Origin of the sequence: Aureimonas pseudogalii (assembly GCF_014196835.1) — a bacterium.
Taxonomy (GTDB): Bacteria; Pseudomonadota; Alphaproteobacteria; order Rhizobiales; family Rhizobiaceae; genus Aureimonas; species Aureimonas pseudogalii.
Genome location: NZ_JACIEK010000003.1, coordinates 265,094 through 286,956, shown reverse-complemented (window position 1 = coordinate 286,956; position 21,863 = coordinate 265,094). Strand labels below are relative to the sequence as shown.

The following is a 21,863-nucleotide window of genomic DNA, read 5'->3' as shown; positions in this document are numbered from 1 at the left end:
GCCATCAGGAGCTTTCGACATAGTCGTACTCATAGGCGGATGCCTATGCCTTATCGGCTATGCCACCTGTCCGGTCAAAACGGGGTGCGCTCCACCAACGACGTGACGGAACGCTCGTTCCAGCTGCAGCGCGGCGGGCAATGGTTCAAGAGCAAGTCGCACGACACGTTTGCGCCGATCGGCCCCTGGCTGGTCACGCCCGACGAACTGCCGGACCACGATCACGTCGATCTCTGGCTCGACGTCAACGGCGAGCGCCAGCAGGCCGGCGACACCAGCCGCATGGTCTTCAAGGTGCCCTACCTCATCTCCTACATCTCGCGCTTCCTGCGACTGGAGCCGGGCGACATCATTCTAACGGGAACGCTCGGCGGCGTCGGGCTCTCGTTCGACCCGCCGCGTTTCCTGGCGCCGGGAGACCGCGTCACGCTCGGCGGCACGGGGCTCGGCGAGCAGAACTGCCTCTGCATTCAGGGCTGAGAGCGTCGCGGCCCCGTCCGCTCGGCCGCGCCTATTCGGCCGCCTCCGCGGTCGATCGCGCCTCGCCTTCGCTCGATGGTGAAGGCGGGCGATGTCGAGCGGTCCGCGGCGAGACCTCGTCGGCCGGGAAGGCATCGACTTCGATGACGCGTGCGACCGCAGCGTCCATTTCACGCAGATGCGCGAGGTCTTCGTCGGTGAGGAACCCTGCCGCCTGCGCCGCCTCGCGATCTCGCACGCCGGCGTCGCGCATCCGCCTGAGCAACGGCGCCGATTCGGTGACGAGACGGAACGCGGTTTCGAGGTCGGCCACCGGATGCCGGTCGCGTCCCTCGCCGAGATAGAGATCGGGCGTCAGCCGGTCGCGCTGGGTCGAGGGGCGCATGAGGATCTCGGCAACTTCCGTCACCAGTTCGTCTGCGGGTGGCCGCATCGGGATCCCCGCGGGAAACGCGATCAACTTCACCGCTGCCGCCGCCCAGCGGGCCGGCAGGTTGGCGAAGACGCCGGCGAAGGCCTGCCCCATCCGGTTGAAACCGCGCTGCATCACGTATTCGACGATCGGCCGATCCACCTCCGGCCGCCCCTCGCTCTCGAAGCGCTTCAGCGTCGCGCCGAGCAGGTAGAGTTCCGACAGGATGTCGCCGAGCCGTGCCGAGATCATCTCGCGGCGCTTGAGCGCCCCGCCGAGCGTCAACAGCGCGAGATCGGCCGTCAGCGCGAAGGTGGCCGCATAGCGCGAAAGCTGGCGCCAATGGCTGGTGAAGGCGGCGCCGCGCGGCGCCGGCGCGGCGAGACCGCCCGTCCAGCCGAAGATGAAGGTGCGCGCGAGATTTCCGAGCGCGTGGCCGACATGGCCCCAGAACGACTTGTCGAAGGCCGAAAGCCCCTGCTCGGGATCGGGGTCGGCCAACGCCCGCATCTCCTGCAGCATGTAGGGATGCGCCCGGATCGCGCCCTGCCCGAAGATCATCAGATTGCGGGTGAGGATGTTGGCCCCCTCGACGGTGATGCCGATGGGCACCGAGCGATACTGCGCGCCCAGCGCGTTGCCCGGCCCGTCCATGATCGCCTTGCCGCCCTGGATGTCCATCGCGCGCTCGATCGATTCGCGCATGAGGTAGGTGGCGTTCGACTTCATGATCGCGGAGATCACCGACGGGCGATGCCCCTGATCGAGCGCCGCGACGGTCAAGCGCCGGGCCGCGTCGATCTGGTAGGCATTGGCGGCGAGTTCCGCCAAGGGCTCTTGAATGCCCTCGAACTGGCCGATCGGGAGATTGAACTGCGTGCGCACGCGGGCATAGGCACCGGAGACGCGGGCCGCCATCGCCGCCGACGCGGCGGACTGCGAGGGTAGCGAGATACCGCGCCCGGCTGCCAGCGCCGTCATCAGCATGGTCCAGCCCTCGCCGATTCGCTCGGCGCCGCCGAGGATCCAGTCCATCGGGATGAACACGTCCTTGCCGTGGATCGGCCCGTTCTGGAAGAAGGTGAAGCCCGGCAGATGCCGCTCGCCATGGCGCACGCCCGGCGTCGCGGTCGGGATCAGCGCCACGGTGATGCCGAGCGCCTCGCCCCGTCCGAGATGGTTCTCGGGATCGAAGAGCTTGAACGCGAGCCCCATCACCGTCGCGACGGGGGCGAGCGTGATGTAGCGCTTCTCGAAGTTCAGGCGGATGCCGAGCATCCGCTGGCCCTCGTGCTCGCCGTACTCCACGACGCCCCGGTCGGTCATCGCCGCGGCGTCGGAGCCCGCCTGCGCGGAGGTCAATCCGAAGCACGGGATCTCGCGGCCGTCGGCAAGACGCGGCAGCCAGTGGTCGCGCTGCGCCTGCGTGCCGAAATGCAGCATCAGCTCGCCCGGCCCGAGCGAGTTCGGCACCATCACGGTGACGCCCGCCACGACGCTGGCCGACGAGACCTTGCGCACGACCTCGGAATGGGCGGCGTTCGAAAAGCCGAGCCCGCCGTATTCCTTCGGGATGATCATGCCGAAGAACTTGCGGCTCTTCAGGAAGGCCCAGACCTCCGGCGAGAGGTCGCGATCCCGCCACGCGAGATCCCACTCGTCGATCATCGAGCAGAGTTCCTCGACCGGGCCATCAAGAAAGGCCCGCTCCTCGGTCGTCAGGCGCGCCGGCGCCATGGCGAGAAGCTTCGCCCAGTCGGGCTGGCCGCTGAAAAGTTCGCCGTCCCACCAGACGGTGCCGGCGTCGATCGCCTTGGCCTCGGTCGGCGAAATCGCCGGCATGGCGGTCTTGGCCCAGCGAAAGATCGGCCGGGTCAACCTGTCTCGTCGGAACGACATCGGCTTTCCTCCCCGATTCCTTTGTGAAGACCAACCTAATGGGATGGGTGCCGTTTCCCACCCGCTCCTTCGTCAGAACGCGTCGATCTCGCGCCGGTTTGATCGATGGGCCGTGCGCAGCGCCAGAAAGACGAGGAAGCCGAGTGGCCCCGTGACGAAGGTGAGCCCGAGACAAGGCATCAGTTTCCAATGCGCGATGCCACGCCGGCGTGCTTCGCGGGCCTCCCATGCTCCGACCAGAAGGTCGAACGCGAGATAATGCGCCCAGCCGGTCAGCACGGCCTGCCGCGTCGTGAAGATCGCGGCGACACCGTCCAGCGTCGTGAAGCCGGGCGAGGATCCGGTCGTTGCGGACGGCGGATCGCCGACCAACCCCGAAACGAGCAGCGCGACGTAGACGAGCGCCAGGATCGCCGGGCAGGCCAAGGCGGCGATCCGCTGCGAGAGATGCGGCATGAGGGGGCCGGCGAGAAGTGCGATCCAGCCGACCATCGCGACGAGGTTGATCGCGCCGAAGATCGCGTCGAGGCTCATGCCATTCCTGCCTCTCCTATCGCGATAAGCCCTGCCCCTATCGCTCGGACCCCACGGCGCGATGGGCGATGTCGCGGCGGCAGAAGCCTTCCGGCCAATCGACGGCATCGACGAGAGCATAGGCACGCTCGCGTGCGCTCGCGACGTCCGCGGCTCGCGCGGTGACGTTCAGCACGCGGCCGCCGGTCGCGACGAGCCGATCGCCCTCGCGGCTCGTGCCGGCATGGAAGATCGTCTCGTCCGCTCCGGTCGCCGGCAGATGGCGGATCTGCGTGCCCTTTCGGTACGCGCCGGGGTAGCCTTCGGATGCGAGCACGACGGTGACGGCAGGGTCCGCCGACCATTGCGGTTCGAGCCCGGCCACGGACCCGGTCGCCGACGCGAGGAGGATCGGCAGGAGATCGCTTTCGAGGCGCATCATCAGCACCTGGCATTCGGGATCGCCGAAGCGGACGTTGTACTCGATGAGCTTCGGGCCGCCCTCCGTCAGCATCAGCCCGGCGTAGAGCACACCGCGGAAGGGGCTGCCCTGCTCCCGCATGCCCGCCAGCGTCGGACGCACGATCTCGCGCATCGCCCGCTCCACCATCTCGGGCGTCATCAGGCCGGAGGGCGAATAAGCGCCCATGCCGCCGGTGTTGGGGCCCCGGTCGCCGTCGAAGGCGCGCTTGTGGTCTTCCGCCGTGCCGAAGACGAGCGCGTCCTCGCCGTCGCAGATGCAGAAGAGCGAGGCCTCCGGGCCGCTCATGCACTCCTCGACCACGACCTCCGCCCCCGGCGCCCCGGCGAAGCAATCGTCGATCGCGGCCAGCGCCTCCTCGACGCTCGACGCCACCGTTACGCCCTTGCCGGCGGCCAGACCGTCGGCCTTCACCACGATCGGTGCGCCCTCGGCGCGCACGTAGTCCGCCGCGTTCGATGCGTCCGTGAAGCGGCGATAGCGGGCGGTCGGGATGTCCTTGAGAGTGCAGAGATCCTTCGTGAAGCCCTTCGAGCCTTCGAGCCGCGCCGCCGCGGCACTCGGCCCGAAGACGGCGATGCCGGCGCTCGTCAGCGCATCGGCGAGGCCGGCGACCAGCGGCACTTCCGGCCCGACCACCACGAGGCCGATCGCGCGGTCGCGGCAGAACGCCGCCACGGCGTCGTGATCCTCCACGTCGAGATCGACGATCTCGGCCTCCGCCGCGATGCCGGGATTGCCGGGCGCGGCGAACAGGCGGCCGAGCATCGGCGACTGCCGCAGCTTCCACGCCAGGGCATGCTCGCGACCACCCGAGCCGATGAGAAGAACGTCGATGGTCATGGCGATACGATCTCCGCTGGGCCGGCCCCCTCGCGGGCCGATGCGTCGAGCGGGATTACGGGCCGGCGGCGGGCGGGGTCAAGGGCACGGCGCGAAGGGATCGCGAGGGGGCATCGAGGGGACTTGACGGAACGGTGCGGCGCGGGCTTTTGCCCGAGCATGCTCGAGCCGCGCCAACCCACCGTCGATCCCGCCGACCGCGTCGCGGATGCGCCTTCGGACAATTTCGTCTATCGCGTGCTGCCGCGGGCCGCCTGGCCCTATGCGCAGCTGGCCCGGTGGGACCGGCCGATCGGCTGGCAGCTGCTGCTCTGGCCCTGCCTCTGGTCGGCGGCGCTCGCCCCGCAATGGGCGGCGCCCTCGGCCGTTCACACCGGCCTGCCCGACCTCTGGCATCTCGTCCTGTTTCTCGTGGGGGCCGTGGCGATGCGCGGCGCGGGTTGCACCTACAACGACCTCGTCGATCAGGACATCGACATGCAGGTGGCGCGCACGCGCTCGCGCCCCCTGCCCTCCGGCCGCGTCACGAGCCGGCAGGCCAAGCTGTTTCTCGTCGCGCAGGCCCTGGTCGGCCTCTTCGTGCTCGTGCAGTTCAACACCTTCGCGATCGGCCTCGGCATCGCCTCGCTCGGGGTCGTCGCGGTCTATCCGTTCCTGAAGCGCGTCACGGACTGGCCGCAGCTCGGCCTCGGTTTCGCGTTCTCGTGGGGGGCGCTGATGGGCTGGGCCGCCTACTGGGGCACGCTCGGCCTCGCTCCGATCCTGCTCTATGGCGGCGCGGTGCTCTGGACGATCGGCTACGACACGATCTACGCGCATCAGGACCGCGAGGACGACGCGCTGGTCGGCGTGCGCTCCACGGCGCGTTTGTTCGGCGAACGCACCAAACCCGCACTTACCCTGCTCTACGGCGGCGCGCTCGCGCTCTTCGCCCTGTCCTATCTCGCCACCGGCTGGACCTCGCCCGGCCCGGCGTGGCCGGCCTATGCGGGGCTCGCCGTCGGCGCCGCGCAGATGGGCTGGCAGATCCGGCAGCTGCGGATCGACGATCCCGACGAATGCCTGAAGCTTTTCCGGTCCAACTCGCTCTTCGGGTGGATCCTGTTCCTCTCGCTCGTCTTCTCGAGCCTCTGGCGCCTGTCCTTTCCCGGAGCCTGACGGGTGCCCGCTCAGTTGCGGGCGATGATCTCTTCGCCCGACACGACCATGCGCATGCCGAGGCCGCCGGGCTTGCGCCGCGCGAGGAAGCGCGGGCGACGACCGCGATGGCTGGATCGCCGGCGCGCGGCGGGGTCGCTGCGCTTCATCGCGCCGAACGTCTCCTCGAGCGCCGTCACCGAGCCGTCGGCCTCGACCATCAGCATCGGCAGCTGGAAGATCTCGGCCCAGCCGCGCCAGTCGGCGGCGACGTCGTAGAGGTCGCAGGCCACCAGCAGCGGCACGCAGAGCTTGGGGTCGTCATGATGAAGTTCGAGCGTCACGGTGATGTCGCCGGCCTCGTCTTCCATGGCCCGCGCCGCGACACCGGCGAAGGACCGGGCGGAGATGGCGATGGCGACGGGGATGCCGCTGCTCTGAAGGCAGCGGCGCACCACGGCGCCGCGCCGATCGACCCGGTAGCTCACCGTCTCGCCGTCATCGACGAGGTCGAAGTTCTGGCGGCGGTCGGCCAGCGCGGGATCGAGGCGGATCGGAACGTTCGCCCATTCCGGCTTCACCGTCTGATGAGGACCCAAGCTCATGATCGTTTCCTGTCTCGTTGGCGGCGATCCGAACTTCCAGATCGTCGCGACGGGCCATGTATCTCGGCCTCTGATGTTTTGAGACTATCCGCTGCTTGTTGCCCTCGACCTAAGAAAGTCAGTTAAACGAACCTGACCGGAAAGACGGTGTTCAAACCGTAACTTCGAATAGAACTTTAAAGAAGCTTGCCGGGATTCATGATCCCGAAAGGATCGAAGACCGCCTTGATACCGCGCATCAGCGCCATCTCGGCCGGCTCCTTCGTTCGCGCCAGCTCGTCGCGCTTCAGCTGGCCGATGCCATGCTCGGCCGAGAAGCTGCCGCCGAGTTCGGCCACGATGGCGTGGACGATGCCGTTGATCTCGCCCCAGCGTGCCAGGAACGCGGCCTTGTCGGCGCCCACGGGCTGCGAGACGTTGTAGTGGATGTTGCCGTCGCCCAGATGCCCGAACGAGACGATGCGGGCGCCGGGAATGGCGGCGACGACCGCCTCGTTCGCCCGTTCGAGGAAGCGCGGCACGAGTGCCACCGGCACCGAGACGTCGTGCTTGATCGAGCCGCCCTCGGGCTTCTGCGCCCAGCTCATCTCCTCGCGCATGCGCCAGAAGGTGCGCGCATCGGCGATGGACCGCGCGACCGCGGCATCCTCGATCTCGCCGGCCTCGAAGGCGCCTTCGAGAATCGCGGCCATCGAGGTGGCGGCCTCCTCGGCCGATCGACCCGACGAGATCTCCATCAGGACGTACCAGGCATGCGGCTCGGCCAGCGGATCGTGGGCACCTTGGGTGTGGCGCACCGTGAACTCGATGCCGATGCGCGGCATGATCTCGAAGGCCGTCAGCTGCTGCCCGACCTCGCGCTCGGCGCGCGTCAGAAGCCGTAGCGCGTCGTCCGGCGATGCGAGGCCGATATAGGCGACCTCGCGGCCGGCGGGCTTGGGAAACAGCTTGAGCACCGCGCCCGTGATGATGCCGAGCGTTCCCTCCGACCCGACGAGGAGATTGCGCAGGTCGTAGCCACGATTGTCCTTCTTCAGGCGGCGCAAGCCGTGGACGATCTCGCCTGACGGTAACACGGCCTCGATGCCGAGGCAGAGATCGCGCGAATTGCCATAGGCGAGAACCCCGGTGCCGCCGGCGTTCGACGCCAGATTGCCGCCGATCTGGCAGGAGCCCTCCGATCCCAGCGACAGTGGGAAGAAGAGCCCCACCTCGTCGGCCGCCGCCTGCACCCGCTGCAGCACGACGCCGGCATCCACCGTCATCGTGCGACCTACGGGATCGACCTCGCGAATGCGGTCCATCCGGGCCAACGACACGACGATCTCGGCGTCCGATCGCGGCATCTGCCCGCCGACGAGACCCGTATTGCCACCCTGCGGCACCACGGGCGTGCGCGTCTCGCTCGCCAGCGCCAGGATGGCCGAGACCTCCTCGACGCTGCCGGGGCGCAGCACCAGCCGCGTGCTGCCTTTGAAGAGATCGCGTTCTTCGACGAGGAACGGCGCGATGTCCGCAGGCTCTGCCAACGCGCGGCCCGGCGGCAGGAGCGCCGAGAAGCGGGAGATCAGGTCGCCGGAAAGCGGCGTCGAATCGTGTGTGTCCATGCACGAAGTTTTAACGCCGGACGACGTGTCCGTCGAGCGGGCGCGCCTTAACGATCGGCCGCCGCGCGCCGAAGACGATCGTTGATTGCCTCGCCCAATCCCTCCGTGGGGATGGTGGCCACGGCGATCTGGTCGATGTCGGGCGAGTCGAAGGCCGAGAGCGCCGCGAAGAGGCGGCTGGCCGCCTCGCGCAGATCGCCGCGAGCGCTCAACTGGAAGACACGCTCCGGCGGATGGCCGGCGGCCTGCGCCGCGCCGAAGGCGATCCAGTATTCCTCGGCGCGCGGTGTGTCGGCATTCAGCCGCACGCTCCCATGCGGCGCGTAATGCGAGAGAAGCTGTCCCGGCGCATCGATCCGTTCACCGTCTGCCCGGCGCACCACGGGAAGCCCGGTCGCGGCCTCCAGATCGGCCGCCGTGATCGTGCCCGGACGCAGCAGGACGATGCGATCGGTCTCCGCACGCACGATCGTCGATTCCAGTCCCTGTGCGGTCGGTCCGCCATCCACCACGAGGCCGATGCGCCCCTCCAGCGTGCGCAGCACGTGGTCGGCGTCGGTCGGGCTTACGCGCCCGGACCGGTTGGCGCTGGGCGCGGCGACGGGGCGTCCGAGCGCCGCGACGGCGTCGCGAAGCGGCCCCTGGGGCATCCGCAGGGCCACCGTCGAGAGGCCGCCGAGCGCCAGCGGGTGGATCGCCGAGCCAGGACGCAGCGGCAGAACCATCGTCAACGGCCCTGGCCAGAAGTGGGCGGCGAGCCGCAGGGCCGTCTCGTCGAACAGGGCGTGCTCCCGTGCCATGGCGAGATCGGCGACGTGCGAGATCAGCGGATTGAAGGTCGGCCGCCCCTTCGCCTCGAAGATACGCGCGACGGCATCGCCGTTCGTCGCGTCGGCCGCCAAACCATAGACGGTTTCCGTCGGCACGGCCGCCAGCCCGCCGGAGGCGAGGCACTGCAACAGTTGCGCAGGAGTCAGGTCGTGGCGAAGGTCGAGGCGGCGGGTCGGGATCATCCGCCCTCTTTAGGCGTCCCGAGGCCGGCGATGAAGAGCGGAAGCGAAAACAGCGCCGGACGCCGTATCCCATCGTCTCGCACCCAGCAAGAGCGAGGCTCAGCCAAGACCGAGAATGCTTCCGGCTTTGCGTCGAGAACGAGTGTCGAGGTCCGCGAAAGCTTGGCGGCGCAGCCTCGCTGCATGAGATCGCCAAGGGTGGGAGACGTTCAGCGGGTCGCGTTGAATGCCTTGACGACGCGCCGATCCGAGGCCGGCAGGTTGGCCAGCATCGTCCAGCTCTGGCGCGACGACAGTGAAGCTCGCTCGTCGGCCGTGGGGCCCATCATCCCGGCGGGGATCGCTCCCTTCACAGCCGCCGAGGCGTCGCGCATCATCTCGAGGATCCGCGATTTCACGTCGGCTCGCGGCGCATCGGCTGGGGCAGCCTCGGCCTCACTCGTCACGCCGTCGGTACGGCGAATGAAATCGTCGCTCAGGATCTCGCGAACCGCCCGCATCTCGCCTTTCAGCTGCGCGAGCGAGTCGATCAGTCCCTCGGCCCGGTTGTCCATCCCGGCTTGAGTGGGTGTGCGATCTCCGGGAATCGTCGGATCGACCTTCGGACCCTGCGTCACGGTGGAGAGGACCGGCGCCACATTGCGGTGCGCGCGCTCTTCACGAGCCGTTTCGGTCAGGAGCTTCAGCGGATCGATGGGCGCGTGCCCCACCGGACCGAAGGCCGAGGCCATCGTCTGCGCGACGATGGGAGCCGGCTTCGCCGCGGCGGATGGCGCGGCCACCGCCGCGGCCGGTGAGACGAGTTCGGCCACCTCGTGCCCGACGTCGGCGATCGCATCCTTCGCGGCACGACCGACTTCGGCGATCAGTTCGCCTGCGTCCGGCCGGGGCTCGGGCGCCTCGCCTACCAGCCCGTCGAAGGGCCACGCCTTCTTCAGCTCGGCCACGTCGAGCGGAGAGACGTTCACGTCGATGTCGTTGCGTGCGCCGGGCACGCGATAGGGGCAACGGCGGGCGTTGCAATTGTGCATCGAGGAAAACTGCCACAGCGCGTAGGTCGGCCAGTTGCCCTCGGGAAACACGCCGGTGATGTTCTCGCGATAGCGCGCATACCAGAGTTGCAAGCGGGACAGCAGCGGGTAGGTCTCGCGGTTGCGTGCCACGAAGTCGGCGGTCGATCCGTTGGTGTAGAGAACGGGGTAGCGCCCGGTCCGCACCTTTATCTGACGGGCGAAGATTTCGGCATCGGCCAGCGACATCCACTCGGACGTGTTGTCCTCGATGTCGAGCGCGATCAGATCGTCGGCTTCCGGCTGGGCGAAATCGACGAAATGGTCGGCCTGCTCGCGCGGATTGCCGGGTCGGCCCAAATGATAGGCGCCCCACTTGAGCCCCAGCGTCTTCGCCATCTCACGGCGTGTGAGATAGAGTTCCTGCGTGACCGTGTATTTCCACCAGCGATTCTTGCAGAGGTTGAGATCGTCGCCCGAAAGCTGGCCGCAGGACCAAGCAGGGGGCAACCCGTCCGACGCCTTGTTGATGAAGCCGGCGATGCGCTTGTCGCCGGCCAATTCCCGCCAGTTGATCGGATTGAACTCGTAGGCGTCGACGACGAGCGCGCGGTCGGTGTCCTTCCAGGGCTGGTTCCACTCGGCTCGTGCGGGCGAACCCAGAAGGATCGCGGCCGCCGTGAAAGCACAGAACCAGCGCAGGGCCACCGCACAGGCGGCGCTCGTGTCGAGCATTCGGAATGTCCCCTCGTCGTCGAGCGAACCCGGCGGACCGTCCATCCGTCGCGCGTCGCCGCAGATTGGGCCCACATCCGAACGTTCGGACGCTGCCATCGAGTTGTGAAAGGCGCCGCAGCGCGTCCCCTGACGTGTCGCCTTCTGACCACCCATTCGGGCGGGTTGCAGGCAAATGCGATCACATGTTGATGCAGACGAAATGTGGCGTGAGCATGCTGGTTTCCGCCATCAAACGCTGCCCGGCTTGCGCTGACCTGTCGGACCGGTCGCGGGCGAAGGTCTGGCTCGATCCTACCCCGACTACGGGGCTGGCGCCTCGCCTGGACCAGCGGTGATCCGCCGGTCGAAACGCGATCGAAGGGCCTGGAGGACCGGGCGTTCGAAACCGTAGTGCAGCAGCGTGGATGCGACGATCGTGCCGCCGAGGACGCCGGCTGGAAACAGAACGTACCAGACCAGAGGACCCGAGAGCCCGGCGATCTCGATCGCCTTGATCATCAGCCGGATCGCGAAAAGGTGTGTCAGGTAGAGACCGTAGGAGATGTCGCCGGCGAACTCCGCGATCCAGCCTGCCGATAAGCGCCCCTCGCGCCGCGCCGTGGTCGCCGCCGTCAAGATCAGCAGCGCGGGGATACCCCATTCCAGCCAGCGAAGCGTGAAGTCGAAATCGGCGAAGGCAATGAGCATCGCCGCTGCCGCAACGGCGAGACCGATGCGTGCCACGCCCGGTAGAACGAGGCCCCGCGCGACGGCGCGCTGCAGAAGGATGCCGCCGACGAATTCCAGCACCACGCCATCGGTCCAGAACCGCGCGGCGACGTTGTCGATCGGCCAAACGCGGCCGATGATGACCAGCGCGACGATGGCGGCGCAGACGGCGTTCAGCGCGATCCGTCGCGGCCACCCGACGAAGAGGGCGAAGACCCCGTAGAACAGCATCTCGTAGTTCAGCGTCCAGCCGAGCGTGAAGATTGGAAACGGCAGGCCGTTGGAGTCGAGCGCCGGCAGGAACAGGAACGAGGAGACGAGCTGCCACGGCGTGAGCGCCAGCCAGGGCGGCGTCTGGAGCGCGGCCATCAACGCCAGCAACACGAGCGTCACCAGCCAGTAGAGCGGCACGACGCGCGCGAGGCGCCGAACGAGGAAGCTGCGCCAGGCGCCCGCGCGCCCGTAGAGCCCCCCGGAGGCATGCGCCATCACGAAGCCGGAAATGACGAAGAAGATGTCGACGCCTGCGGTGAACGGAAACGGGCTCGTCGGCACCGCATTCGGCGCCACGCCGAAATGGTTCAGCGCGATCTCGACTTGCAGATGCGCCACCATCACCATGAGCGCGGCGACGGCGCGCAGCCACTGGATCTCGCCGATCCGGCGGCGGACGGGCGCCTCCACGCGGCTCAGCCCGCGATCTTCGACAAGTCCGCGAGCTGCATCGTCGCCGTCCGCACCCGCGCAAGCAATGCCAAGCGGTTGGCCCGCACCGCCTCATCCTCCGCATTCACCAGTACCTTGTCGAAGAAGGCGTCGGCGGGGGCACGAAGCTGCGCAAGTGCCGCCGTAGCGGACGCATAGTCCTCGGCACGCAGCGCGTCTGCGAGCTGCGTCTCGGCGTGGTCGATGGCGTCGGCCAGCGCGCGTTCCTCGTCCTGCGAGAGAAGCGCGGCGTCCACGGAGGCTGAGACGCGCGTGCCCTTCTTCTCCTCGGCGGCGAGGATGTTGGCGGCGCGGCGCGCGGCGGCCAGAAGGTTGCGCCCGTCGTCGGTTTCGAGCAGACGGCCGAGTTCCGCGACGCGGCGCGCGACGTCGAGGAGATCGTCCTGCGCCGCCTCGCCGCTGCCGCCGGCAAGCACGGCGTCCACGAGATCGTGCCGGGCGCCCTGCTCGCGCAGCTGCACCTTCAGCCGATCGTGGAAAAAGGCCAGCAGATCGCCCGAGGTGATGAGCGACCCGAGCTTCGGCCGAAGCTGGTTGTCGAGGATGATGCGGATCACGCCGAGCGCGGCACGACGCAGCGCGTAGGGGTCCTTCGAGCCGGTGGGCTTCTCGTCGATGGCCCAGAAGCCCAGAAGCGTGTCGAGCTTGTCCGCCAGCGCCACGGCGATGGCGACGGGCTCGGTCGGCACGCGATCGCCCGGCCCCTGCGGCTTGTAATGGTCCTCGATCGCCGCCTGCACGGCAGCGTCCTCGCCCTGCAGGCGCGCATACTTGCGGCCCATCAGACCCTGCAGCTCAGGAAACTCACCGACGGCCTCGGTGGTGAGATCCGCCTTTGCCAGCACCGACGCGCGGCGGGCGAGCGTCGGATCGGCGCCGACGAGAGGCGCGATGACCGCGGCGAGATCGGCGATCCGCCGAACGCGTGCCCCTTGCGTGCCGAGCTTGGCGTGGAAGGTGACGCCGAGAGCGTCGAGCTTGGCCATGCGCTGGTCGAGCGGCTTGGCAAGATCGAGGCCGAAGGCGGCCACCGAGCCCTCCAGCGCCTCGACGCCGGTCAGCGCGTTCTGGTCGGTGCGCCAGAAGTAGAGCGCATCCGACAGGCGCGCGCGCACCACCTTGCCGTTGCCCCGCGCGATCTCGGCGCCGCCGTCCACGGCCTCGATGTTCGATACGAGCACGAACCGGTTGGCGAGGCCGTCGCGCCGGCGACGGCGGGTCACGAAGCACTTCTGATTGGTGCGGATGGTCAGCTGCACCATCTCGGCGGGGATCTCGAGGAAGGCCTCGTCGAACTCGCCCATCAGAACCACCGGCCACTCCACGAGCCCGGCGACCTCCTCGAGCAGCCCTTCGTCGGCAACGATCTCAAGCCCCTGCGCGAAGGCGAGATTGTCGGCATCGGTGCGGATGATGTCCTTGCGCCGGTCGGCGTCGAGCACGACGAAGGCGCGCTCCAAGCTCTCGGCATAGTCGGCGAAGCGGCGCACCTTGATCTCGGCCGGCGCGTGGAAGCGGTGGCCGAAGGTGCGGTCACCCGAACGGATGCCGGAGACCTCGAAATCGACCACGACGGTCTCGCCGACCTCGGGGCCGAAGGTGCAGAGGATCGACTGGAGCGGACGCACCCAGCGCAGCGACCCCGGCTCACGCGACGCCGCGCCCCAGCGCATCGATTTGGGCCAGGGAAACTCGCGGATGATCGCCGGCATCGCCTCGGCGACGATCTCTTCGGCGGGGCGACCCGGCTTCACGATATGGGCGACATAGAACTCGCCCTTCTTGCCGTCGCTGTGCTTGTGCGCCTGATCGATCGACGTGAGGCCGGCACCGCGCAGGAAGCCTTCGATCGCCTTGTCCGGCGCGTCGGTGCGCGGTCCCTTGCGGTCTTCGCGAATGTCGCGCGAGCGCGCGTCGAGGCCGCGAATGTCCAGCGTCAGACGACGCGGAGTCCAGTATTCGCGCGCGCCCTCGTAGGTGAGCCCCGCTGCGACTAAGGCGTCGGTGACGGCCTTCTTCAGGTCGCCCGCCGCCTTGCGTTGCATCCGCGCGGGGATTTCTTCGGACCGAAGTTCGAGAAGGAGATCGGGCATGGGGCAACACGCTTCGCGGCAGGTTCCAACGTGCCGCGTCTCACCATGCCCCCCCGTGGAATGCAAGCCGGCCCGCGCGAAACGCCGCGCGGGCCGGCGATGCCATTTGTTAGAGGCGACCCTCGAACGTGTCGCACTGCTTCATGTCGCCGGTCGATTGGCCGCGGCGGAACCACTCGACCCGCTGGGCCGAGGTGCCATGGGTGAAGCTGTCGGGGACCACCGTTCCCTGGCTCTGGCGCTGCAGCGTGTCGTCGCCGATGCGGCTGGCGGCGTTCAGCGCTTCCTCGATGTCGCCATCCTCCAGCGTGCCCGCGTTCTGGGTGTCGTGCGCCCAGATCCCGGCGTAGCAATCGGCCTGGAGCTCGACGCGCACGGAGATGGCGTTGGCCTCGGTCTCCGAGGCCTGCTGGCGAAGCTCCGTGGTACGCGGCAGCACGCCCGTCAGGTTTTGAACATGATGGCCGACCTCGTGCGCCACGACATAGGCCTGCGCGAAGTCGCCGGGGGCGCCGAGCTGGTCGGAGAGCTGCTGGAAGAACGACGTGTCGAGATAAAGCTTCTGGTCGTTCGGGCAGTAGAACGGCCCGCTCGCCGAGCTAGCGTTGCCGCAGGCCGACGAAACCTGCCGATCGAAGAGAACGAGCGTCGGATCGCGGTAGGTCTGGCCTATGTTCTGGAAGCGCTTGGACCAGACGTCCTCGGTATCGGCGAGAACCACCGCGATGAAATCGTCGGTCTCGTCCGCCGTGCCCTGAACGCCCGGCCCGCGGTTCGCGGCGGTCTGCGTCTGCGGGCTTCCGCCGCCGCCGTCCATGCCGATCACCGACAGCGGATTGATGCCGAAGCCGATCCAGAGCACCGCGAGGATGATAATGAGGCCGATTCCCCCGCCCCCGCCGGCGCGGATCGGGATGCGGAAGCCTCCTCCGCCGTTGCCGAGCCCGCCTCCGCTGCCGCGGCGATCCTCAATGTTGCTACTCTCTCGCCGCCCGCGCCATTCCATCGCATCACCTTCGCCATAACGTCCCTGTGACCGACATAGGCGTCCGCGCCATTTCGGGAATGGTACGGCAGGGGAACGACCGATCTCGTATCGGAGCGGCGCCCTCCCCATATTCAAGGCTGGAACGGCGCGAATGGATCGCGACGTTCACGGGAGACGACACGACGATGACCGCCACCGCGCACGCCTCGGGTTCCTACGGCACGGCCAGCGACCTGTCGCGCGCCGATACCCTGCGCCGTCTCGCCCGGCTCAACAGTCTCGCGCGCGTCATGGATACGGCGCTGCGCATTCCCGGCACCAATATCCGGTTCGGGGCCGACTCGATCCTCGGTCTCGTACCGGGCATCGGCGACGCCGGCGGCGCGGCGATCGGGCTGTTCATCGTCAACGAGGCGCGCCGCATGGGCCTGCCCAAGCGCAAGTTGGCCCGCATGGTCGCCAATCTCGGCCTCGACGCGGCGGTCGGCACGCTGCCGCTCGCCGGCGATCTGTTCGACGTCTACTTCAAGGCCCACAAGCGCAACATCGCGATCATCGCCGACCATGTCGGAGCCGACGACCACGAGTTTCGCGAGCCCGGTTCGGCGGCCGGCATGAAGGACGTCACGCCGCGCCGTCGCTGACGGCGGCCAACGCGATGGCGGATCAGTCCGCCATCGTCTCCAGGCTGGCGAAGCCCTCGGCGGCGTCGCCCTCGTCGAACGGCGTTTCGACCTCCACGAACGTGTCGGGATAGAAGCCGTTGAAACGGGTGCGCAGCGACAGCGAGTAGGCGCCGATATGGCCGATCTCGATCCAGTCGCCGGTGTCGACGGTTTCGGGAAGCCAGAACGGCCGCGAGAGGATATCGACGCTGTCGCAGGTCGCGCCACACACCCGGAAGGGCACGATGCTCGAGGCGTCGCCCCGACGCGCGACGCGCGCGGGATCGGGAATGAAGCGAGCCGGAAGCGTGATCTTGCCCGTCCAAGAGTCCGACAACGAGGCCCAGATGCCGTCGTTGATGTAAAGCCGCCGCCCCTTGCGCAGCAGCACGCGAACGATCAGCGAGAAGCAGCGCGCCACCACCACGCGGCCGGGCTCGGCCACGAGCGGAATGTCGCCGAAGCCCCACTCCTCGATGTCGGAGCGCAGGCGCGACATGATCTGGCCCATGCCCGGCATATCCGGCTTCTTGCGACGCGGATCATAGCCGTATTCCGCCGGAAAACCGCCGCCGACGTCGAGCCCGGCCAGAGGCACGTCGGCGCGGTTGCGCACCCAGTCGCACGAGGCGAGCGCGCGCTCGTAGGTCTCGGGGTCCTCGATCTGCGAACCCACGTGGAAGCAGAGCCCGACCTTGAAGCCGATGCGATGGCAGCGCTGCAGCAGTTCCACCGCGTGGGCGGGCGCGGCGCCGAACTTCTTGGAGAGCTCGTAGGCCGCATGCCCCTTGGTCTGCAGCCGAATGAACACGGTGATCCCCGCGGGGTCGAGGTCGAGCGCCCGCACGATGCGCAGAATCTTCGCCACCTCGTCCTCGTGGTCGAGGGACATCGTGCGGATGCCGTAGGTCTCGAGCGCCAGCCGGATGTCGGACTGCGCCTTGATCGGATGCATGTAGAGCATCTCGGCCTTTGGCGCGACGGCGCGCACGGCCTCGAACTCGCCGGGCGAAGCCACGTCGAAGACGTCGACGCCCGCGTCCGCCAGGGTCTGCAGCACCATCGGCTCGCCGTTGGTCTTCACGGCATAGGCGGTCTGGCCTGGAAAGGCCTCGCGAAACCGGCGGATGTCCTCGCGCAGCACGCCCGGCCGGAAGCAGTAGACCGGAACGTCCGGCCGCATGGCGAGCGCGGCGTCCTTCGCCGTCTGGAAAACCTGCAAGCGTCGACTCCATGACTGCGAAGCGTGATCGCGCCCCTTAAAGGCCCTCCCATCGCCGATGGAAACCCCGTCGGCACGCTTGAGCAGACTCCGATGGCAGTCCCATGACGTTTCGACGCGCCATGGGGATCACTTCGGCGGGACGAAATCGTCGCGGCGCTTTCGGCGAAGGCCGGGCTCTGCGAGAAGCCTACAGCATGGGCACCGTCTTTCCTCCGCAGTCGATCGTCGACATCCAGAACCGCATCGCCGCCGGCGAGACGACGCCGAGGCAGGCGCTGGCCGAGAGCGCGCGCAGGATCGATGCCGACGACGAGGAGCTCCGAGCCTTCGTGGCGCGCGCGCCGCTTCCCGCAGACGTGCCGGTGGACGGCCCGTTGCGCGGCATCGCGGTCGGCGTGAAGGATCTCTTCGACACGTTCGACCTGCCGACCACCTACGGCTCGCCGATCTATCGGGACCACCAGCCTCGAGCCGACGCCGCCATCGTCGCGCAGGTGCGCGGGGCCGGTGGATGGGTCGCCGGCAAGACGGCAACCACGGAATTCGCCGCCATGAACCCCGCCGCGACGCGCAACCCGCATGACCGACTTCGCAGCCCCGGCGGATCGTCGTCCGGTTCGGCCGCGGCCGTCGCGGCTGGGTTCATCCCCGTGGCCCTCGGCACGCAGACCGCCGGCTCCATCATCCGTCCCGCTGCCTATTGCGGCATCGCCGGATTGAAGCCGAGCTTCCGGCTGCTGCCGACCGTGGGTGTGAAGACTTTCGCATGGTCGCTCGACACGGTGGGGCTGTTCGCCCCGTCCGCGCGCGACGTCGCACGCTTCGCCGGCATCCTCTCGCGGCGCCCGTTGGACCACGAAGCCGGGCTCGACATCGATCGGCTTCGGCTCGGGATCTATCGATCGGGAATCTACGACCAGCTGGATCCCGCAATGGCGGATGCGCTCCGGAAGGGCGCTCGGGTCGGCGAAGAGCTCGGATGGTTTGTGCGCGACGTCGAGGAAACGGAGAGCCTGCGAACCGGTCGCGAGATCCAAGCTGTGATTCAGGACTACGAGGGCGCGATGTCCCTTCTCGACGAGCGGACTCGGCATCGCGGTGAGATCTCGCCCGCGCTTCTGCAAGCTCTCGATCGCGGCGGCGCCATCGAGGCCACGCGCTACGACGAAGCGCGGCGTTCCGCGCGGCGCGCTCGGCGGGCCACGGCGGAACTCTTCGACAATGTCGATCTCATCCTCGCGCCTTCGGCGAGCGGAGTGGCGCCGTTGCTGTCGGAAGGGTCGACGGGCGATCCTGCCTTCAATCGTCTGTGGACCCTGGCGGGAACGCCCTGCATCAACGTGCCGGGGCTGCGGGCACCGAACGGTCTTCCGCTCGGACTGACGCTCGTCGCCCGGTTCGGTGGCGACCGACTGCTTCTGGCGGGCGCGGTACGCTTCGAGGCTGGGCTTCGGCGTACGTGATGGGCGACGCACCGGACTTCGTTAAAATCCATAATATACGGCGATGACGCTAAGCCCTAGCGTTCGCTGAGAAACCGCGATCACACCACAATTCGTCGCCGCAGCACGGCAACGAATCCGTCTTTACGAAGTTGAAGAATTCATGAAGATTGAAACATCTCGTGAGGAGGCAGCTTCCATGGAACTCACTCGTTCACTGAACCTGGTGATGATCGGCTCCGCTTTCGTGTTCGTCGCGGCGATGGTCATGGGGATCGTCCCCTAACCGGGTCCGACAGCCCGGCAAGAAATGACAAGGGCCGGTCGTACCGGCCCTTTTTCATGGCGCAAGCCCGTCAGGCAGCTGCCGCTTCGGAGACGGGCTCCGCAGGAGCTTCGCCGCGTAAGCCAAGAATATGGCAGATTGAGTAGACGAGGTCCGCCCGGTTCATCGTGTAGAAATGGAAGTCCGAAATGCCGCGCTCCGCGAGGTCGAGTACCTGTTCGGCGCAAACCGCAGCGGCAACATGGCTATGCGTATGCGGATCGCTCTCCAGTCCTTGAAAGCGCTCGGCGAGCCAAGCGGGGATCGAGGCGCCGGTGGCCGCCGAAAAGCGAGCGATCTTCGTGAAGTCGTGGATCGGCACGATGCCGGGTACGATCGGCACGTAGATGCCGGCGCGACGGACCCGCTCGACGAACCGCTCGTAGAGGTCGTTGTCGAAGAAGAACTGGGTGATCGCCCGCGTCGCGCCGTTGTCGACCTTGCGCTTGAGCAGGTCGATGTCGGTGGCGAAATCCGGACTCTCGGGGTGCTTCTCGGGATAAGCGGAGACCGACACCTCGATGTCGGGGTCGATCCGCTTGATGCCCGCCGTGAGATCGACGGCATTGCGATACCCCTCGGGATGCGCCTCGTAGGCCGCGCCCGCCCCGCCCTGCCCGTCGCCGCGCAACGCCACGAAATGGCGCACGCCGGTGGTGCTGTACTGGCGCACGACGTCGTCCACCTCCGCGCGGCTGGCATCGACGCAGGTGAGATGCGCCGCAGGCTTCAACTCGGTTTCCGCCAGCAAGCGCTTCACCGTATGGTGGGTGCGCTCGCGGGTCGAGCCGCCAGCCCCGTAGGTGACGGACACGAAGTCGGGCCGCAACGGCGCCAGCCGCTGAATGGCCGTCCAGAGCGTCGCCTCCATCGCGGGCGTCTTCGGCGGGAAGAACTCGAACGAGGCGCGGATCGGAGACCGCTGCGACTTGCGTTGGGCCATGGCGACAATCCTTCAGGCGGTTTCGGTGCGGCGCTTGGATGCCGGCATTTCGGAATGGCCTCGCGGTCTGCGGGCGACGAGGAGCACGACGGTGAGGAGGTCGGGGCGGTCGCCCGCCGGCGGCAGGAAGAGGACGGTCTCGAGCTCCAGTCCGGCCGACGCGGCATACCCTCGCAAAGCGGCGTCGCTGAAGCCCAGGCGAAGATGCGCATGCTCGGTGCGCAGGAATTCGAGCCGATGCGGCGCGAAATCGACGATGACGAGACGACCGCCCGGTCGCAGCGCGAGCGCGGCCTCGCGCACCGCCGCAGCGGGATCGTCGAGATAGTGCAGCACCTGGTGCAGCGTCGCCAGATCGAAGGCGCCGCGCGGCACCGGCAGACGGTAGGCATCGCCTTGCCGCACGCTCGCACGCGTCAGCCCCGCCGAATCGAGCTTGGCCCGCGCGATCGCCAGCATCTCGCGAGAGGCGTCGATGCCGACCGCACGATCGCTGCGTGGGGCCATCAGTTCAAGTAGGCGCCCCGTTCCCGTACCGATGTCGAGGAACGCGCCGAGCGGACCCTGGCCGAGCGCCTGGTCCATCGCCGCTTCGACGTCGGCATCGGGAATGTGGAGAGAGCGGATCCGGTCCCATTGCTCGGCATTGCGCCGAAAGTAACTCGACGCGCGTTCGGCGCGTTCGTCGCGGACGGCGCCCAGACGCTCGCGGTCACGCGCCAGAAGACCGTCCTCGTCCACGATGCCGGTACGAAGAGAATGCGCGAGTTCCAACACCATCGGATCGTCGCCAAGGCGGAAATAGGCCCAGGCGCCCTCTTGATGGCGTGACACCGTTCCCGATTCGACGAGGAGCTTGAGATGGCGCGAGATGCGCGGCTGCGACTGGCCGAGGATCGATGTCAGGTCGGACACAGTGAGATCGTGATCGGCCAGCAGGATCACAAGCCGGAGCCGGGTCGGCTCGGCGATCGCCTTCAGCAGATCGACAGTGCGCTCGAAAGAGGCCGGCAACGAAACCTCCCTCGTTCGCCATCACATAAAGATATCTTTATATCTCGGTCCGCCGAGATGCAAGACGAGGCTGGCCGCTTCCGGCGTTTCACCGCCCCGCCAATTGGCCTACCCTCAAGCGATGAACGATTCGATGTCCGACATCCGCCCCGATGAAACCCGCCTCGCCTTCGAACCCGCCGAGGCCGACGACGCGAGACTGGTCTTCGTGGGTCGCGTCCGCTCGCCTTGGACGACACGGGCGGACTGCCCGAAGAACCTGCGCGCGGCGCGTGAGGCCGGCGTCGGTGCCCGTGTCGAGATTGACGAGGCGTTTCGGCCCGCCCTCGCCTCGCTGGAGGTGGGGTCATGGATCTTTCTGCTCAGCTGGTTGCACATGGCGCGACGCGACCTCGCGATGCAGATGCCGCGTCATGCGGAGCGCCCCACCAGCACCTTCGCCCTGCGCTCGCCCGTGCGACCCAACCCCATTGGGCTGCATCTCGTCCGTCTACTGGCCGTCGAGCAGGACGGCGCAGTCCTCGCCATCGACGCGATCGATCTCCTCGACGGAACCCCGATCATCGACATCAAACCGTATTTCGCCAGCGTCGATAGCCCGCCGGAAGCGTAAGATGGCGACCGAACGGCAGAAGGCGATCGCTCGCCACCTGACCTTGCTGATCCCCCGCGTGCCGTTCCTCGACGCGGAGGCGATCCGCGCCGATGCGGGTTCGCGGCACATGCGAAGTCTGACACCGGCGGCAGCCGTGTGGCTCGCCACCCTCGCCCACATTCGTCACCAGCACACCGACTATGACGAGTTGCGCGACGACGGCTACGAGCGCGACGAGGCCCGGTTCTTCGTGCTCGACGCCGTGAACGCGGTCCTCGACGATTGGGCGTCGACGCGCCAGCTTGTGTCCGAGCCGGACGAGGTGGAAGGCGAGGACGAGGACGCCGAGACCGAACTGGACGATACGCCTGCGCTTCGCCAGCGGCCGGATGCGGACTGAC

General features: G+C 67.9%; 20 protein-coding genes. 7 read left to right on the top strand and 13 right to left on the bottom strand.

Annotated elements, in window-relative coordinates:
• Positions 1-45: 45 nt before the first annotated feature.
• A complete protein-coding gene (locus GGR04_RS09715; RefSeq protein WP_312857433.1) occupies positions 46-480 on the top strand; it encodes a fumarylacetoacetate hydrolase family protein in 435 nt (144 codons plus the stop codon).
• A 31-nt stretch (positions 481-511) separates the two neighbouring features.
• Here GGR04_RS09715 and GGR04_RS09710 read toward each other — a convergent pair whose 3' ends face one another.
• The 3 genes from GGR04_RS09710 to purD form a co-directional block, all read right to left on the bottom strand.
• A complete protein-coding gene (locus GGR04_RS09710) occupies positions 512-2,791 on the bottom strand; it encodes an acyl-CoA dehydrogenase (RefSeq protein WP_183199654.1) in 2,280 nt (759 codons plus the stop codon).
• Between the two features lie 72 nt (positions 2,792-2,863).
• On the bottom strand, positions 2,864-3,325 hold the full coding sequence (locus GGR04_RS09705) for an ABA4-like family protein (protein ID WP_183199653.1): 462 nt from the start codon (positions 3,323-3,325) through the stop codon (positions 2,864-2,866).
• A 37-nt stretch (positions 3,326-3,362) separates the two neighbouring features.
• A complete protein-coding gene (purD, locus tag GGR04_RS09700; RefSeq protein WP_183199680.1) occupies positions 3,363-4,622 on the bottom strand; it encodes a phosphoribosylamine--glycine ligase in 1,260 nt (419 codons plus the stop codon).
• Between the two features lie 165 nt (positions 4,623-4,787).
• Here purD and ubiA point away from each other — a divergent pair, with 165 nt between their 5' ends.
• Positions 4,788-5,786, top strand: a complete 999-nt coding sequence (ubiA, locus tag GGR04_RS09695) for a 4-hydroxybenzoate octaprenyltransferase (RefSeq protein WP_183199652.1) — start codon at positions 4,788-4,790, stop codon at positions 5,784-5,786.
• Between the two features lie 11 nt (positions 5,787-5,797).
• Here ubiA and GGR04_RS09690 read toward each other — a convergent pair whose 3' ends face one another.
• From GGR04_RS09690 to ypfJ, 7 genes are all read right to left on the bottom strand, one after another.
• Entirely contained in the window at positions 5,798-6,370 is a 573-nt protein-coding gene (locus tag GGR04_RS09690; RefSeq protein WP_183199651.1) for a DUF6101 family protein, read from the bottom strand.
• Positions 6,371-6,546: 176 nt separating this feature from the next.
• Positions 6,547-7,977 (bottom strand): FAD-binding oxidoreductase, encoded by a 1,431-nt coding sequence (locus GGR04_RS09685; protein ID WP_183199650.1) that lies wholly within the window; start codon positions 7,975-7,977, stop codon positions 6,547-6,549.
• Between the two features lie 47 nt (positions 7,978-8,024).
• Positions 8,025-8,990 (bottom strand): L-threonylcarbamoyladenylate synthase, encoded by a 966-nt coding sequence (locus GGR04_RS09680; protein WP_183199649.1) that lies wholly within the window; start codon positions 8,988-8,990, stop codon positions 8,025-8,027.
• Positions 8,991-9,199: 209 nt separating this feature from the next.
• Entirely contained in the window at positions 9,200-10,735 is a 1,536-nt protein-coding gene (locus tag GGR04_RS24420; RefSeq protein WP_183199648.1) for a glycoside hydrolase family 25 protein, read from the bottom strand.
• 303 nt (positions 10,736-11,038) lie between these two features.
• Positions 11,039-12,130: an acyltransferase family protein gene (locus tag GGR04_RS09670; RefSeq protein WP_183199647.1), complete on the bottom strand. Its 1,092-nt coding sequence runs from the start codon at positions 12,128-12,130 to the stop codon at positions 11,039-11,041.
• Between the two features lie 5 nt (positions 12,131-12,135).
• Positions 12,136-14,265 carry a glycine--tRNA ligase subunit beta gene (glyS, locus tag GGR04_RS09665; RefSeq protein ID WP_183199646.1) on the bottom strand — a complete coding sequence of 710 codons (2,130 nt, stop codon included), beginning with the start codon at positions 14,263-14,265 and terminating at the stop codon, positions 12,136-12,138.
• Between the two features lie 109 nt (positions 14,266-14,374).
• Positions 14,375-15,271: a KPN_02809 family neutral zinc metallopeptidase gene (gene ypfJ / locus GGR04_RS09660; RefSeq protein ID WP_183199645.1), complete on the bottom strand. Its 897-nt coding sequence runs from the start codon at positions 15,269-15,271 to the stop codon at positions 14,375-14,377.
• Positions 15,272-15,438: 167 nt separating this feature from the next.
• Here ypfJ and GGR04_RS09655 point away from each other — a divergent pair, with 167 nt between their 5' ends.
• Entirely contained in the window at positions 15,439-15,897 is a 459-nt protein-coding gene (locus GGR04_RS09655; RefSeq protein ID WP_183199644.1) for a DUF4112 domain-containing protein, read from the top strand.
• Positions 15,898-15,919: 22 nt separating this feature from the next.
• Here the strand turns inward: GGR04_RS09655 and GGR04_RS09650 are convergent, their stop codons facing one another.
• Positions 15,920-17,101, bottom strand: coding sequence for an alanine racemase (locus GGR04_RS09650; RefSeq protein WP_376769851.1), 1,182 nt, complete (start codon positions 17,099-17,101; stop codon positions 15,920-15,922).
• A 236-nt stretch (positions 17,102-17,337) separates the two neighbouring features.
• Between GGR04_RS09650 and GGR04_RS09645 the strand changes: the two genes are divergently transcribed.
• Together GGR04_RS09645 and GGR04_RS24280 are read left to right on the top strand one after the other, a co-directional pair.
• The gene (locus GGR04_RS09645; RefSeq protein ID WP_183199642.1) at positions 17,338-18,606 is read left to right on the top strand and encodes an amidase; all 1,269 of its coding nucleotides are present in this window, start codon (positions 17,338-17,340) and stop codon (positions 18,604-18,606) included.
• Positions 18,607-18,748: 142 nt separating this feature from the next.
• Positions 18,749-18,871: a hypothetical protein gene (locus tag GGR04_RS24280; RefSeq protein WP_281383067.1), complete on the top strand. Its 123-nt coding sequence runs from the start codon at positions 18,749-18,751 to the stop codon at positions 18,869-18,871.
• 70 nt (positions 18,872-18,941) lie between these two features.
• Here the strand turns inward: GGR04_RS24280 and metF are convergent, their stop codons facing one another.
• A complete protein-coding gene (gene metF / locus GGR04_RS09640) occupies positions 18,942-19,853 on the bottom strand; it encodes a methylenetetrahydrofolate reductase [NAD(P)H] (RefSeq protein ID WP_183199641.1) in 912 nt (303 codons plus the stop codon).
• Positions 19,854-19,865: 12 nt separating this feature from the next.
• Positions 19,866-20,867 carry an ArsR/SmtB family transcription factor gene (locus tag GGR04_RS09635; protein WP_183199640.1) on the bottom strand — a complete coding sequence of 334 codons (1,002 nt, stop codon included), beginning with the start codon at positions 20,865-20,867 and terminating at the stop codon, positions 19,866-19,868.
• 133 nt (positions 20,868-21,000) lie between these two features.
• Here GGR04_RS09635 and tsaA point away from each other — a divergent pair, with 133 nt between their 5' ends.
• The gene (gene tsaA, locus GGR04_RS09630; protein WP_183199639.1) at positions 21,001-21,480 is read left to right on the top strand and encodes a tRNA (N6-threonylcarbamoyladenosine(37)-N6)-methyltransferase TrmO; all 480 of its coding nucleotides are present in this window, start codon (positions 21,001-21,003) and stop codon (positions 21,478-21,480) included.
• A gap of 1 nt (position 21,481) precedes the next feature.
• Positions 21,482-21,862: a DUF2293 domain-containing protein gene (locus GGR04_RS09625; protein WP_183199638.1), complete on the top strand. Its 381-nt coding sequence runs from the start codon at positions 21,482-21,484 to the stop codon at positions 21,860-21,862.
• The last annotated feature ends 1 nt before the right edge of the window (position 21,863 follow it).